The sequence below is a fragment of the Lactococcus sp. S64 genome (assembly GCF_016516525.1).
Taxonomy (GTDB): domain Bacteria; phylum Bacillota; class Bacilli; order Lactobacillales; family Streptococcaceae; genus Lactococcus; species Lactococcus lactis.
The window spans coordinates 1-15,281 of record NZ_JACVUQ010000011.1; the positions used below are offsets into that span (position 1 = coordinate 1).

The window sequence follows — 15,281 nt, forward strand, 5'->3', positions numbered from 1 at the left end:
GCAAGGGACTTTGACTCCCTCATGCGTTGGTTCGAATCCAGCTACCCCAGTTGTTATGTTTCGCCGAAGTGGCGGAATAGGCAGACGCGCCAGACTCAAAATCTGGTTCCTTCACGGGAGTGCCGGTTCGACCCCGGCCTTCGGCATAACATAAAAGCTAACATGCCTATTGTTAGCTTTTTTATATAATTAATTGGATTATTTTATAGTTAATAAAAAACTACTGAAAATTATTGAATTCAGTAGTTTTTTGTTATATTAAATGCGTTTTTAAAATCAGGAAAAGCGTAAAGCCTGAACTGAGAAGCTTGCTCCAGCAATGATAAAAATATAGCCAATAATCAATGATTTGAGAATATTTCCGTCGCCATTAACGATTAGAGGAATCAAAAATCCTGCTAAGCACAGAATTGGGGTCCATGTTCTAGTTGCTAGATTATGCCAGGCTAAATAGAAAATTAATAGTGAAAGAACTGCTCCTACAGCAAGAAGTAAAATCAGTAGTGTAGAGTTGATTGCTGTTAAATTACCATTTATCCAGAAGACGCCATGTTTTAGTATCTCATCCACCTTTCCCCTGTAAGTCCCATCTATATCATACCGTTTCCAATCTACTTTAAAAAAAGTATGGTTAAAAATAATATAAGTGATGATAATAATTAGCGAAAGGATAGAATATAGTAATAAGATCCATCTTTTAATATTATTTGGTTTGTTTATAAAATTTTTCATAGTTCTCCTTTTTACATTATTTTTTAATAAGGTAATAGCTTAAAAAATGTGTCTAGTAGTTTGATTGCAGATCCACCAAAAAGATTCACTGAGCTATGGACAATCGCGCTCTCGATGAAATTATTTCTTTTTGAATAAACCCAAGTAATAATAAAAGAAAGGATGAGATATGGAAGTAAGTACCAAGAAAATCCCGTATGGACAAGAGCGAAAAGTACAGAAGAGATTAGAAAGGCAACCTTTTTATTAGTTATTGAACCAAAAATATAACTTCTAAACAATAGCTCTTCCGAAAGTGGAACAATAATTCCTAAAATATATTTTTGAGAAAGGATTGGTAGTTGGCCTAAAATATCCGACATACCAGTATCACTCGTCACGGAAGAAATAATTTGTGTTTTTAGGACAAGTACTGTTACTAGATAATTGGTTGCTAAAGTGAAAAACACAATCCCCATTAGCCAAAAAATACGCTTTAAATCCCAGTTCTTAAGTGTATTTTTTAGATATCCGAGCTTCCAAGCAATTATAAAAATGAGTATTAATACCAAAGTCATTAATAGTGGTAAGGTCCAAGAGGAATTAGTATATAAAAAATCGGTAAAGAAAAAGATTCTTTTATTAAAGAAATAGGCAAAAACTAAAACAAGAGGATATTGATAAAGAATGTTTAATAAAAGAAAAAATAGAATTCCTAAAATATTAAGTTTGTATTTTTTTAAAATCATGGCTGTTCTCTTATAAAAATTTTTAGTGAGTGTTGCAGGTTCATCACTATAAATTTTTGAAGTTCATTTAAATTCTTCTTCATAAGCATCTCCTTTGTTATAAAAAAACTATATATTCAAACTATTTTGAATATATAGTATAATATTAGCACTTGATCAATACCATGTCAAAGAAGTTTGTGTATTTTTAATATAAATGACATTATTTAATCAAAAGTAGTATGTATAATAAGTTTCATCTAATGAAAAAATAGATAAACTGACCTATTTATAATAGGTCAGTTTTATTTTATAGTAAGGGTTTATTCAAAATCCAGACCTGTTATATTTTTTGAAATCTGCCAAAGTCTATCTGCGTCATTGTGGTCTATTGCATGCGGACGTAAGCCTCCAGAAAAATTATTAGCTTCTTCTGATGTCATAAGTCTGGCAATATTAAGGTCTTCACAATAAAGACCACCCTTACCTTCTAAATCAGGGCTTGTTGAGGCCCAAAGAGGTGTTGCGGCACCTTGAGCGATTGTTTTTAAATAGCGATATTTACTTCGGTCAAAGCCGGATTTAAGTGCATTAAAAAATACGGGGATATGAATTAATTTAAAATAGTCGGCTAGGTAGCGGAGCCAAGGGGTAATTGGTGAATTTTGACGACCAATATTTGTCATTGGAATCATACCAGGGTGGACGGCAAAACTTCTAATTCCATATTTTTTTCCTAGTTCATCTAGTTTTATTGAAAATAAAACGTTGGCAGTTTTAGATTGTTGGTAGCCTATTTGGGGATTATAGTTTTCTATTTTTTCAAAATTCCAATCTTCTAGTAATGGTGTCATTTGTTGAGCACGACTGGATAAATTTATAACTCTTGAGTTTTTTGCATTTTTTAAAGCGAGTAAAAGTTCCATTGTTAATTGATAGTGGCCTAGATGGTTTGTGGCAAAGTGATATTCTATTCCTCGTGAATCTCTTTTTAAAGGAAGGTACATTAATCCAGCGGAATTAATAAGAATATCTAGTTTTGAATTATTTTGCAAAAAACTTTCGGCAAATTGATGAATACTTTCTGGATTGGTGAGGTCAAGGGGAAGAATGTCAATATTTTTTATTTTAGATAAATTTTTCTTGGCTACCTCCATTCTTCGGGCGGGGATAATAATTTTTGCTCCAGCACGTGAAAGTTGTTTGGTCATCTCTAAACCAATACCAGAATACCCACCAGTGATGATGATTGTTTTTCCTGAAAGATTAATATTTTTCATAACTTTATTTGCTGTTGTTTTATAATTAAATTTGTAGTTTGCTATTGGTTCTTGATTTGACATAATAAAATTTTCCTTTGTGTTATAATATTTATGTGATACAAGTGTAACAGCAAAAAAGAACTTTTACAATTAACTTTGGACGGTTTGTCTTTAAAAGTGACAACAAAATGAAAGTGTAACAGAAATGAAGCGAAAAGAGCAATATCAAGATTTTCATGACTTTATTATTGAAGGAACGATGTTGTGTTTAGAGAAATATACAATCAATGAATTACCATTGACAGAAGTTTGCAAAAAAGCCGGGGTGAGTCGGATGACTTTCTATCGGCACTTCAAAAATAAGGAAGAAGTCGTATTAGAGTATTTTGAGCTAATCTATGATAAATTTCTTAAAGAACTTTTGGAGCTAGAAAGTATTAACTCACTTATTTTAAGTGAGAAGTTGGTGGGACTATTTGTTGAACAAGAAGAAGAAATAGAAAAAGCTGTCAAGGGGAATTATTATTCGCTGATTTTTCAGGTATTTGCTCAAAAGATGACTATTTTTTATAATGAAACAACGACTTGGGCTGATTATCTAGGGACAAAGCAAAAATTTTGGAACGATTTTATGGCTGCCGGTTTATTTTATGTTTTAGGAAATTGGGTGAAAAATGGCTGTCAAGACTCTTATGATGAAGTGGTGAAGATGGTTGTAGAATTCCATGAATAAGTGACAGATAAAAAGGCTCAAGTTATTTTGAGCCTTTCTTTTAGCCAATAAATTTTTTCCCTTGTTTATTAAGAATCACTTTTGTAATTTCAATGACAAGGGTTGGGATTAAAGCTAAGATGATCGCTATTAGCCAGTGTGTCATTGATAAAGGAGCAACTTCTAAGATGTTCATCAAAATAGGAACATTTGTAAAGAGAACGGTTATTCCTAGTGATAATAAGGTGGTACCAAAAATCATTTTATTAGTGGTAATTCCTCTTGTGAAGAGAGATTCATTACTTCTAGCATTATAGACATTAATCGTAGAAGCAAGGGTTAATATCACAAAGGCCATTGTTTGTCCGAGTTGATGGTTGGGTGTCAATCCAGCGATTTCAATAAACCTACCAAGATAAAAACCAACTAGAGCAGTAATGATGAATGCTGTAGAACAAATGGCGATACGCCAGCTGACTCCTCTTGAGAAGATACTTTCTTTGACTCCAACAGGTGGCTGTTCCATGATATGACTGTCGGCTTTTTCACGTGAAAGTCCAAATCCGGGAATTCCATCAGCAAGGACATTGATGTAAAGGAGTTGAATTCCTGTAAAAGGCATTCCCCAACCGACAATTGCTCCAATGAGCATTGTTAGAATTTCAGCTACGTTTGCTGAGAGAAGGTAATAAATTGTTTTTTTGATATTGGTGTAAACGCGACGGCCTTCGCGAATGGCAGCGACGATGGTCGCAAAATTGTCGTCAGCAAGAATGATATCAGAAGCGGATTTTGCAACTTCTGTTCCAGCTATTCCCATTGCAGTTCCGACATCGGCTGCTCTTAAGCTAGGTGCGTCATTGACCCCGTCTCCTGTCATGGCGACGATTTGTTCTTTTTCTTGCCAGATTTTTACAATACGAAGTTTGTCTTCAGGACTTACTCGGGCATAGACCGAAATTTGTTCAATCGTTTGGCTAAGTTCATCATCTGTCATTGATTTGAGCGTTAAGCCGTCAATAACTTTATCTCCGTCACGATAGATGTCAATTTGTTGAGCGATTGCTTTTGCTGTAAGCGCGTGGTCCCCTGTAATCATGATTGGTTTAATACCAGCAGCCCTTGCTTCTTGAACAGCGGCTTTTGATTCTAATCGTGGAGGGTCAATCATTCCCACGATTCCAAGAAAGGTAAGATTATTTTCTAATTCAGTTAAATCTTCTGGGACTTTATCGATGATTTTGTAAGAAAGAGCAAGAACACGTAGGGCTTGGTCAGCAAAAATGTCATGTATTTTTTGGGCTTGACTCAATAAATCATTTGATAAGTAAGTGGAAGTCTCCTCGTTATTTGAAGAAAGGAGCTGTGGATGCTGTGCTTGATGTTGACTGCTTGGTGCAAGTCTATCAAAAGCGCCCTTGGTCAGTACAAGATATTTTTCATTATCTTGCGGATGTTGAATGACAACGGTCATTTTTTTGCGTGAACTATCAAAAGGGAGTTCGGCAAGTCGTTTTGGATTTTTTTCGGGTTCATAGAGATCATGAGTAATTAAGAAGCGAATGATTGCTGCTTCGGTTGGGTCACCATGGATTTCCCAATCACCGTCAATGAGTTGTGCACTGGCGTCTGAGGCATAAGCAAAATTTTGTATTAAGGAAACTTCAGAGCTTGATAATTGACCTCCTGACCAACTATCTTGTCCAGATAGCCAAAGTTTTTGAATGGTCATCTGATTTTGTGTGAGTGTTCCGGTTTTGTCAGAAGCGATGACTGTTGCGTTTCCAAGAGTTTCAACGGCAGGGACATTTCGGATAATGGCTTTTTTCTGAGCCATATTTTCTACACCGTAAATCAAACTGAGTGTAACAATAACTGGAAGTGTTTCTGGGACGGCAGCGACTCCTAAAACAACGGCGGTCATTAAATTATCAACAAAAGGAACATTTCCATACAAAAGGTTAATGACAAAGATTAAGATTCCAGCGGCAAAGGCAATGACTGCTAAGCGTTTGGCAAGTTTATCGATTCTTTTTTGAAGAGGAGTTTTTCCTTTTATTTGTTCGCCAATAAGTGTGGCAATTTGTCCCATTTGAGATTCGGAACCAACTGCGACAACGATTCCTTCGGCTGTTCCGTTAAGGATATTTGTTCCTGAGAAAACCATGTTCAGTTGATCTCCAAGAGGAACTTCGTCAGTAATATCAAGGTCAGCATTCTTGTCAATGGGTTCTGATTCACCTGTCAGTGAAGATTCATCAACTTGCAGGCTATTACTTGTGAGTAAGCGAATATCAGCTCCAACTTGTACGCCGGCTGTCAGCTCAATGAGGTCACCGCAGACTAATTCACTTGAAGGAATAGTTTGGCGTTTTCCAGAACGAAGAACAGTTGATGTTGGTGAGGAAAGCTCTTTGAGTGCAGCGAGTGCATTTTCCGCCCTGTTTTCTTGGAAGATTGAAACGAAAACGTTGATGGCAACGATAAGTAAAACAACAATTGTTTTAGTATAGTTTCCATTACTGATATAAGCCAAATAGGCTGAGAGAACACCAACTAAAATAAGAATGATATTCATGACTTCTAAGAGGTGATGAAGAAGTTTTTGAAAAATATTTGGGCCTCTTTGTTCTTCAAAGTTATTATGACCGTATTTTATTCGTGAATTTGTGACTTGAGTTGGACTGAGACCACTTTTACTATTAATATCATAGAATTTTTTTATATTATCAATGGATTCTGTTTTATATTTCATATTTTTTAGCCCTTTCTTTTGGAAATTTACATTATAATATAATTATAATATATTTTTAATAATTACTGGAACGATATGCAAATAAAATTTTTACAAAAATCTGTATAATTAGCCGAAAATATGGTATTATGGATGATATGAAAACTAAAACAGTAAGTGAATTGGCAGAGCTTTTTGGAGTGACTCGCCAAGCGATGAATAAACGTGTTAAGTCGCTAGATACTAAATTTGTTGAAAAAAATGAGAAGAATGTAACAGTCGTTAATGCTGAGGGAATTCATGAACTTGAAGGACTATACGGAAAAGTGGTGACTGCCAAGGCAGAGGTTCTGGAAGAAAATGCTGACAAAGGTTCTGAGGTTGCGCTTAAGACAGATGATGCAACATCCGCAGCTTACGAAATGATTAGCGCTTTGATGAAAGATAAAAACGCTGAGATTGAACGTTTAAACAGTCAACTTATCTCCAAAGATCAACAATTAAACGTAAAAGATGCTCAAATTGCTGAAAAAGATGTACAGATTAAAAAACAGCAAGAGTTAATGGAAAAAGCTTTGACAGATCAAAAACAATTTTTTACGGATTTGCAAGAACAGTTAAAAACCACTGATAATAAGGGCTTTTTTGGGCGTTTATTTGGTAAGAAATAAATCATAAATTTGCTGAGCGTTTCATCAGTAAATTTTTTTATTGCTTTTTTATAGGAGTGGAAGAAGAAACTATTCTTAAAAGTACGAGCTTTTTTAATGTTAAACGCTTTCAAGAGAAGTGGACTTCTTTTGCTTTTGTAGAGCGCTTTCTAAGGGAGTTTATGTTTGCAAATTTTAAAAAAAGTGTTAAAATAAAAGAGTAAGTTAAATTGTTAACTTAGTCAATTTAAAAGGTAAGCCTTTTATAAAATCTAATCCCTATAAGGAGGAAACTACTAATGGTAGTTAAAGTTGGTATTAACGGTTTCGGTCGTATCGGTCGTCTTGCTTTCCGTCGTATTCAAAATGTTGAAGGTGTTGAAGTTGTTGCAATCAACGACTTGACAGATCCAGCAATGCTTGCTCACTTGCTTAAATACGATACAACTCAAGGTCGTTTTGATGGTAAAGTTGAAGTTAAAGATGGTGGTTTTGAAGTTAACGGTAAATTCGTTAAAGTTACTGCTGAATCTAACCCAGCTAACATCAACTGGGCTGAAGTTGGTGCAGAAATCGTTCTTGAAGCAACTGGTTTCTTCGCAACTAAAGAAAAAGCTGAACAACACTTGCACGCTAACGGTGCTAAAAAAGTTGTTATCACTGCACCTGGTGGATCTGATGTTAAAACAATCGTTTTCAACACTAACCACGAAGTACTTGATGGAACTGAAACAGTAATTTCAGCTGGTTCATGTACAACTAACTGTCTTGCTCCAATGGCTGATACTTTGAACAAACAATTCGGTATCAAAGTTGGTACAATGACTACAGTTCACGGTTACACTGGTGACCAAATGACTCTTGATGGCCCACACCGTGGTGGAGACTTCCGTCGCGCACGTGCTGCAGCTGAAAACATCGTACCTAACTCAACAGGTGCTGCTAAAGCTATCGGTCTTGTATTGCCAGAACTTCAAGGTAAACTTCAAGGACATGCTCAACGTGTACCAGTTCCAACTGGTTCATTGACTGAACTTGTTACTATCCTTAACAAAGAAGTTACAGTTGACGAAATCAACGCAGCTATGAAAGCTGCTTCAAATGAATCATTTGGTTACAACGAAGACCAAATCGTTTCATCTGATATCGTTGGTATCTCAAACTCTTCACTCTTTGATGCTACTCAAACTGAAGTTACTTCAGCTGATGGAGCTCAACTTGTTAAAACTGTATCTTGGTACGATAACGAAATGTCATACACTTCAAACCTTGTTCGTACACTTGCATACTTCGCTAAAATCGCTAAATAATTTTCCGATTTTAACGGTATAAAAACCAGTCTTCGGGCTGGTTTTTTTTGATTTAATAAAGGAGAGAAGATGGAAACACCAAAATGTATTCATTGTTCAAGTGAATATACTTATGAATTATCAGATACGAGCTTTGGCTGTTCTGAATGTGGAAATGAATTTACTCTTGAGGAAATTGAGGCAGCTGGAAAATTTATTGTCCTTGATAGTTTAGGAAATGAGTTAGAAACTGGGGATGACCTTGTTATTGTACAAGATTTGCCAGTTAAGGGAATGCCAAAACCAATTAAGCAGGGAACAAAAGTGAAAAACATTCGCATTAATCCAGAAGGGAAAAATGAACATTTTATTGATTCAAAAATTCCGGGCTTTGGAGCAATTGCTTTGAAGGGTTCAGTTGTTAAGAAAGCATAAAAAATAATCAGAGTAATTTCTGATTATTTTTTTACTGACAGAGCTTTCTGTCAGTAAATTTTGCTGATAAATTCTCTGTCAGCAAATTATATTTGATTTTTGAAGCATTTAACCTTATATATTGGTATAATAAAAGTATGAAATTAACAGATTCAGTGCAATTTTTAAAAGGTGTGGGACCGAAATCTGTGGAAAATTTCCATAAGTTAGGAATTTTCACGGTTCAAGATTTATTGCTTTATTTCCCTTTTCGTTATGAAGATTTCGCAAGTCGTTCGGTTTTTGAACTTGTTGACGGAGAAAAAGCAACAATTATTGGAACGGTAGTGACACCAGCTAATGTCCAGTATTACGGATTTAAACGTAATCGACTTTCATTTAAAATTAAAGAAGGTGAGGCCGTGGTTGCTGTCAGCTTTTTTAATCAACCTTATTTGGCTGACAAAGTGGAAGTTGGTAAGGAAATTGCAGTTTACGGAAAATGGGAGCAGGCAAAGCAACAACTGATGGGGATGAAGGTTGTGGCTCAGGTGGACGATGGCTTAGAACCTGTTTATCATTTGACAGCTGGTATGAAACAAAGTCAATTGGTCAAAGTAATTCATCAGGTTTTTGAATCAGACCTTCTATCAGAATTACCTGAGAACTTACCAGAATTTTTGATTAAAAAATATCGTCTGATGAACCGGCAAGAAGCCGTTTTGGCTATGCATTTTCCTGAAGATATGGAAGCTCATAAGCAGGCTTTACGTCGTGTAAAATTTGAAGAATTATTCATGTTTCAGTTGAAATTACAGGCCTTAAAAAATAAAGAAAAATCGGGCCGAGCAGGATTAGAAGTTGTTTTTGAGCAAGGAGAAATTGATCAGAAGATTTCTGAATTACCTTTTGAACTGACAGGTGCTCAATTAAGCGCTTTGTCAGAGATTCTGACGGATATGAAATCTCCTTATCACATGAATCGACTTTTGCAAGGTGATGTGGGTTCTGGTAAAACAGTTGTTGCTTCCCTTGCCATGTACGCGGCTTGTTTGGCGAATTTTCAAGCAGCAATTATGGTACCAACGGAAATCCTTGCCCGTCAGCATTTTGCAAACTTGAAAGCTCTTTTTCCAGAATTGCAAATTTCACTTTTGGTTTCGGGTTTGAAAGTGGCAGAGCGCCGCGAGATTTTGGCTGATTTAGTTAGTGGTCATACACATATGGTAGTTGGAACTCATGCACTAATTCAAGAAGGGGTCGATTTTTATAATTTGGGTCTTGTGATTACAGATGAACAACACCGTTTCGGAGTTAATCAGCGAAAAATTTTACGAGAAAAAGGGCAAAATCCAGATGTTCTAATGATGACAGCTACACCCATTCCAAGAACGCTTGCGATTACGGCTTTTGGGGATATGGATGTTTCAATTATTGATGAACTACCCAAGGGACGTCAACCCATTACTACAAGGTGGGTCAAACATGAACAATTTTCCGAAGTTTTAAGTTGGATAAAAGCAGAGGTTGCTAAAGATTCACAGGTTTATTTTATTTCACCTTTAATTGAGGAAAGTGAAACGTTGGACCTGAAAAACGCAGAAGCTCTTTTTGCGGAATTAAATGAATACTTTGGATTATTTGCCAAAATTGGTCTTTTACATGGAAAAATGAAAAATGATGAAAAAGACCAAATCATGCAAGAATTTAAGGCTAAAAAATTAGATATTTTGGTTTCAACAACAGTGATTGAAGTGGGAGTTGACGTTCCTAATGCTACGATTATGGTGATTATGGATGCTGACCGCTTTGGACTTTCGCAGCTTCACCAATTGCGTGGTCGTGTTGGTCGGGGAACAAAAAAATCTTATGCCATTTTAGTAGCAAATCCTAAGTCCGATTCAGGAAAACAACGGATGAAAATTATGACAGAAACACAAAATGGTTTTATTTTAGCCGAAGAAGATTTGAAAATGCGTGGTTCTGGAGAGATTTTTGGACTTCGTCAGTCAGGACTTCCAGAATTTATTGCGGCTGATTTAGTCAATGATTATAATATTTTAGAAGTGGCTAGAAAAGAAGCAGTTGAAATTTTTAAAAATGCAGATGAGTTTCCTGATTTGATTGCTCAAGTTAATGTTGACGGGGGCTTTGATTGATGAGTAAAATGGATAATGAAAAATTAGACCACTTGATTTTAGAAACATGGACAGATTTTATTGACTTAAAAAATAAGGCTGAGCTGTCAGAAGTTTTGATTCCAAATAGTATGCCACTTTTGTGGTTTGGTGACTTAGCCAAATATGAAAAATCAGACTTAAAAATACTGACGGTCAGTAAAAATGCTTCTTATGCAGAATTTGGTGAAAATCAACGTTATGAAAAATTACTGACAGAATTTTCGTCAGTAAATTTGGAAACTTACAAGTCAAATCTCAATCGGTATTTTGAATACAATCCTAGTCCTTGGTTCAATCAGTTAGCAAAATTTTTACCTGTTTTTGATTCAGCTTATAAAGAATATGAAAATCAAATTAATCGAGCCTTACATATTGATTTGTTTACCCCAATTGCGACACATCCAGTTTGGCCAGGTTTAGCTAAGAGCCAACAAGAACAATTCAAGATGAAATTTCCGCAACTTTTGCAACTTTTAGAACCAGATGTTTTACTGACAAGTCTGTCAGTAAGTAATTTAAAAATTTTACTTAAAAATGCTGGAACTGAAATCGAAGAAATATTTGATAAAGAAGAAGTAGGAAAAGCTGCCAAATACGTTCGAGCTTATCGTGTCGATAAAAAATTAATCGTGATTAACGGTCGAAACTTTCAAGGAACTTATTTCGGTGGAATGACTGACCAGTTTGTTAGAAAATGTCTGACAGAAATTAAAGGGATGATTTGATGATTGACCAATTTCTGTCAGTAAAAAAAAGAGTTCATTTGAACTCTTTTTTATTTTCCCAAACAAAATTGTGAAAAAAGTTGTGTAATCAATTCATCTGGGGCAGCTTCCCCTGTGATTTCTCCAAGTAATTGCCAACAACGTGTGACATCCACTTGAATTAAATCAACAGGTAAGCCCAGAGCAAGCCCAGAGTTTGCTTCTTTAAGAGCCTTCAAAGCTTCTTCAACAATTGAAATGTGGCGGGCATTAGATAATACCGTTGCATCTTTGGCTTCAATTTCACCGGCAAAGAAAATTTGGTTGATTTTTTCTTCAACAGCATTTAAGTTTTCATTTTTAAGAGCTGAAATTCGGATAAAATCACCAGAAATTTGAGTGCTATCAATTTTTTCTGGCAGGTCGGTTTTGTTGAGTAGAACAATGCGATTTGAATTTTTAGACAGTTCTAAGAGCTCTAAATCTTTGTCAGTCAATTCATTTGAGGCATCTAAAACGAGTAAAACTAAATCAGCTTCAGCCAAAGCTTTTTTAGAACGTTCAACCCCAATCGCTTCGACTAAATCATCTGTTTCACGAATACCAGCAGTATCCACTAGTTCAAGAGGAACACCGCCAATATTGGCAAATTCAGTAATGACATCGCGCGTTGTTCCAGCAATATCAGTGACAATGGCTTTTTCTTCACGAAGCAATTGATTAAGTAAACTTGATTTTCCAACGTTTGGCCGACCAATAATCGCCGTTTTTAAACCTTCTCTTAAAATTTTTCCGCGTTTAGCTGTTGATAAAAGATTTTCCAAAAGCTGTTCAAAATGAGCCGTTTTTTCAAGGAGCATTTGTGAAGTCATTGTTTCCACATCATCATACTCTGGATAGTCAATATTGACCTCGACTTGTGCCAAACTTTCGAGAATCTCTTGACGAATGTTATTAATCATTTTTGAAAGACTTCCGTCAAGTTGTTTTACGGCAATGTTGGCAGCTTTGTCAGTTTTAGCTCGAATTAAATCCATGACAGATTCAGCCTGAGCCAAGTCAATTCGTCCATTTAAAAAGGCACGTTTGGTAAATTCGCCAGGTTCAGCGAGTCTTGCGCCATTACGTAAAAGTAATTGCAAAATTTCTTGTGTGACTGCAATTCCACCATGCGTATTTATTTCAACAATATCCTCGCGTGTAAATGTTTTAGGCGCACGCATGACTGAAACCATGACTTCGTCAACGAGACGTTTTTCTTCAAAAATATGGCCATAATTAATCGTATGGCTAGCAACTTGAGTTAAATTTTTTCCTTTATAGACAGATTGAGCAATTTTTAGGGCATCTGTCCCTGATAAACGAACAATGGCAATTGCTCCTTCACCAAGCGGTGTCGAAATCGCCGCAATCGTATCAAATTCTTGTGTTAATGTCATAAAGACTATTTTAACGCAAAAAGGCTGAATTTCCTAGCCTATTTAATTTATTTTTTTATAAAAAATAAAAATCTATAATAATTGAGTTTGCACCAATAAAAAGTGATAAAAAAAATAAATTTTGATGCTGACTAAAAATAGAAACAAAAAATTTTCTATTTTTTCTTCGCATTTTCCCAATTTATGCTCACATCTTGATATAATAGTAGATATGACCTATCAAGTAAAAATTATCTATCCAAAAGAAGAAGCCGCTGAAAATAACAAACTCACTGAGCGTACATTTAATGAGTTTATTGATGGACTCGAATTAGAAGAAGTCATCACGCAATATGAGCAATTACTGACAAAAGGTTATTCAATCTCAGTCAATTTTGCTCCACCTCAACTTGATGACAAGGGAACTGAGCCAGACCCATTTATGATTGCGGGTCGCTTAGAGCTTGCTGGGATTCCTTATAAAGCCACTTTGAAATTAAAAGCAAGTGGTGATTATGAATCAATGGTAAAAATTGCTAAAATGATTGAACAGCAAGATTATGATTATGATATCTCAGCTAAATTGCAAATTCGTGAAAATTCATCAGTTGATTTTGAAAAAGAAGGTTCTTGGTTTGATAAAGATTACACCAAATATACGATTTTACCCAAAGCCAGCAGCCAAGATATTGCCGATTTAAAAACACTTTATGACGCACTTGTTGAAGAACATCAAAAAGTGACCATTAATATCAAAGCAAAAGTCAAAAAAGATGATGATGACAGTTTTGCCAATCAATTGGCAGCATATCCACCAGAAACAATGATTATTTTTAAGCTGACAGATGCAGATATTTATGGAGAATAAGAATGAGAAAAAGTTACTGACAGAAATTCTGTCAGTAACTTTTTTTCCATTATTTTACTGACAGACCTGTCAGCAAAATCTGATATAATAAAAGACATGAGACTAGATAAATTTTTAGCAGAAAGTGGCCTCGGAAGCCGTAGTGAAGTCAAAATTCTATTGAAAAAAGGGCGCGTGACAGTTGCTGGGGAAGTTCAGCGAGACGGCAGGTTTCAAGTAGACAAGAATTCTAGACAAGTCGCCTTTGATGGTGAGATTTTAGATTACCAAGAATATTATTATTACTTATTAAATAAACCGCAAGGTCTTGTTTCTGCAACAAAAGATAATCTTTTTAAGACAGTTGTTCAATTATTATCGGAAAAAGATTTTCGTGAGGATATTTTTCCAGTCGGACGTTTAGATAAAAATACTGAGGGACTTTTAATTTTAACGAATGACGGAGCATTGGGACATGATTTAACTCAACCCAAAAAGCATGTTGAAAAAGAATACTTTGCGCGAATTGATGGAAAAGTTACTGACGAAATTGTCAATAAATTTGCTGAGGGCTTGACTCTAAAAAATGGAGAAAAAGCACGACCAGGAGAATTATTCATTGAAAATATTTACGAAGGAGAGAGTCAATCTGGCTGGATTAGTGAAATTCGTGTGATTATTCATGAAGGAAAATTTCATCAAGTCAAACGGATGTTTGAAGCTGTTGAAATGTACGTTCTCTATCTCAAACGCATTCGGATGGGCAATTTAGCATTGGATTCAGATTTAGCGCTAGGAGCCTATCGTCCTTTAACAACCGAAGAAATAGAAAATTTGAAAAAATAAAAAGTTACTGATGAAAATTCGAAGGTATCCGTAAGTTAAAAAACAACGGCTATCCTAGAAGTTTCATCAGTAACTTTTTTAATTTTCGCGATTAATATTGACCCCAAGGACGGTCAAATGGCCATTAGAAATTAATTTGATAATCAAATGAGCAAAATCTCGAGCAGACATTTGTGTAGAAGTGCTGACCCACCAGTCTAAAGTTCCCACCAAAATCGAGCTGATGTAAGAAATTACAAAATCATTGGGAACCACAACATCTTTTTCTCTAACTTCCAGTTTTTCAAATAACTCGGTATAGCGTTCAGATAAAATCTCCAGAAATCGATTTTTTAACCGTTGATCATGCGCTCTGTCAGTAATCATTTGTGCAATTTCAGGATTATCGCGAACAAATTCATAGAAACGACTCAAGACAGTTTCAATTTCTTTGACATGAACATTGTTACCATCAACTAAATTTTGTTCATCTAAAATGCCAGTGAAGCTAGCTAAAAATTGGTCAATCAAACTATCATATAGATCTTGTTTGTCAGCATAATGAGCATAAAAAGTTGCCCGATTAATCATGGCTGAATCGGCAATTTCTTGAATTGAAATCTTTTCAAATTTTTTCTTGCGTAACAAACCAAAAAAAGCCTGACTAATCAATTTTCTTGTTCGTTTCACACGTAAATCATCTGATTTAACCATAAAAACCCATCTTTCCAGTTTCAAAAAGACCCAGTCCCGATAGACTGTTTTGTCTAATTTTTCACATTGTACTATTTAACTCCATTATAATCA

General features: G+C 35.4%; 14 protein-coding genes and 1 tRNA gene. 9 read left to right on the plus strand and 6 right to left on the minus strand.

Annotated features, from left to right (window positions below; all coding sequences use genetic code 11):
- Positions 1 to 62: 62 nt before the first annotated feature.
- Positions 63 to 146: transfer RNA gene (locus IAE51_RS10385), tRNA-Leu, on the plus strand.
- A gap of 130 nt (positions 147 to 276) precedes the next feature.
- Here the strand turns inward: IAE51_RS10385 and IAE51_RS12245 are convergent.
- The 3 genes from IAE51_RS12245 to IAE51_RS10400 all read right to left on the minus strand — a co-directional run bounded on the left by IAE51_RS12245 (position 277) and on the right by IAE51_RS10400 (position 2,782).
- Positions 277 to 570 (minus strand): hypothetical protein, encoded by a 294-nt coding sequence (locus IAE51_RS12245; RefSeq protein WP_228248797.1) that lies wholly within the window; start codon positions 568 to 570, stop codon positions 277 to 279.
- 185 nt (positions 571 to 755) lie between these two features.
- A complete protein-coding gene (locus IAE51_RS10395; protein WP_200095363.1) occupies positions 756 to 1,460 on the minus strand; it encodes a CPBP family intramembrane glutamic endopeptidase in 705 nt (234 codons plus the stop codon).
- Between the two features lie 302 nt (positions 1,461 to 1,762).
- The gene (locus IAE51_RS10400; RefSeq protein ID WP_033899247.1) at positions 1,763 to 2,782 is read right to left on the minus strand and encodes an SDR family NAD(P)-dependent oxidoreductase; all 1,020 of its coding nucleotides are present in this window, start codon (positions 2,780 to 2,782) and stop codon (positions 1,763 to 1,765) included.
- Positions 2,783 to 2,906: 124 nt separating this feature from the next.
- Between IAE51_RS10400 and IAE51_RS10405 the strand changes: the two genes are divergently transcribed.
- On the plus strand, positions 2,907 to 3,434 hold the full coding sequence (locus IAE51_RS10405) for a TetR/AcrR family transcriptional regulator (RefSeq protein WP_021723196.1): 528 nt from the start codon (positions 2,907 to 2,909) through the stop codon (positions 3,432 to 3,434).
- Positions 3,435 to 3,474: 40 nt separating this feature from the next.
- Here IAE51_RS10405 and IAE51_RS10410 read toward each other — a convergent pair whose 3' ends face one another.
- The gene (locus IAE51_RS10410) at positions 3,475 to 6,168 is read right to left on the minus strand and encodes a cation-translocating P-type ATPase (RefSeq protein WP_200095365.1); all 2,694 of its coding nucleotides are present in this window, start codon (positions 6,166 to 6,168) and stop codon (positions 3,475 to 3,477) included.
- 128 nt (positions 6,169 to 6,296) lie between these two features.
- Here IAE51_RS10410 and IAE51_RS10415 point away from each other — a divergent pair, with 128 nt between their 5' ends.
- The 5 genes from IAE51_RS10415 to IAE51_RS10435 all read left to right on the plus strand — a co-directional run bounded on the left by IAE51_RS10415 (position 6,297) and on the right by IAE51_RS10435 (position 11,405).
- A complete protein-coding gene (locus tag IAE51_RS10415) occupies positions 6,297 to 6,818 on the plus strand; it encodes a DUF536 domain-containing protein (RefSeq protein ID WP_003131246.1) in 522 nt (173 codons plus the stop codon).
- 278 nt (positions 6,819 to 7,096) lie between these two features.
- Positions 7,097 to 8,107 (plus strand): type I glyceraldehyde-3-phosphate dehydrogenase, encoded by a 1,011-nt coding sequence (gap, locus tag IAE51_RS10420; RefSeq protein WP_003131244.1) that lies wholly within the window; start codon positions 7,097 to 7,099, stop codon positions 8,105 to 8,107.
- 69 nt (positions 8,108 to 8,176) lie between these two features.
- Positions 8,177 to 8,521 (plus strand): zinc ribbon domain-containing protein YjdM, encoded by a 345-nt coding sequence (locus IAE51_RS10425; protein WP_010906411.1) that lies wholly within the window; start codon positions 8,177 to 8,179, stop codon positions 8,519 to 8,521.
- 137 nt (positions 8,522 to 8,658) lie between these two features.
- Positions 8,659 to 10,659: an ATP-dependent DNA helicase RecG gene (recG, locus tag IAE51_RS10430; RefSeq protein WP_003131242.1), complete on the plus strand. Its 2,001-nt coding sequence runs from the start codon at positions 8,659 to 8,661 to the stop codon at positions 10,657 to 10,659.
- Complete coding sequence (locus tag IAE51_RS10435) at positions 10,659 to 11,405, plus strand: hypothetical protein (protein WP_200095367.1); 747 nt, start codon at positions 10,659 to 10,661, stop codon at positions 11,403 to 11,405. Before recG ends, IAE51_RS10435 begins: the two co-directional genes overlap by 1 nt.
- Positions 11,406 to 11,455: 50 nt before the next feature.
- Here IAE51_RS10435 and mnmE read toward each other — a convergent pair whose 3' ends face one another.
- A complete protein-coding gene (mnmE, locus tag IAE51_RS10440) occupies positions 11,456 to 12,823 on the minus strand; it encodes a tRNA uridine-5-carboxymethylaminomethyl(34) synthesis GTPase MnmE (RefSeq protein ID WP_003131240.1) in 1,368 nt (455 codons plus the stop codon).
- 211 nt (positions 12,824 to 13,034) lie between these two features.
- On the opposite strand from mnmE, the gene IAE51_RS10445 reads away from it, so the two are divergent.
- Both IAE51_RS10445 and IAE51_RS10450 read left to right on the plus strand, forming a co-directional pair.
- Entirely contained in the window at positions 13,035 to 13,670 is a 636-nt protein-coding gene (locus IAE51_RS10445; protein ID WP_003132036.1) for a hypothetical protein, read from the plus strand.
- Between the two features lie 96 nt (positions 13,671 to 13,766).
- Positions 13,767 to 14,495 (plus strand): pseudouridine synthase, encoded by a 729-nt coding sequence (locus IAE51_RS10450; protein WP_031296592.1) that lies wholly within the window; start codon positions 13,767 to 13,769, stop codon positions 14,493 to 14,495.
- A 78-nt stretch (positions 14,496 to 14,573) separates the two neighbouring features.
- Here IAE51_RS10450 and IAE51_RS10455 read toward each other — a convergent pair whose 3' ends face one another.
- Positions 14,574 to 15,188 (minus strand): TetR/AcrR family transcriptional regulator, encoded by a 615-nt coding sequence (locus IAE51_RS10455; protein WP_010906406.1) that lies wholly within the window; start codon positions 15,186 to 15,188, stop codon positions 14,574 to 14,576.
- Positions 15,189 to 15,281 lie beyond the last annotated feature (93 nt).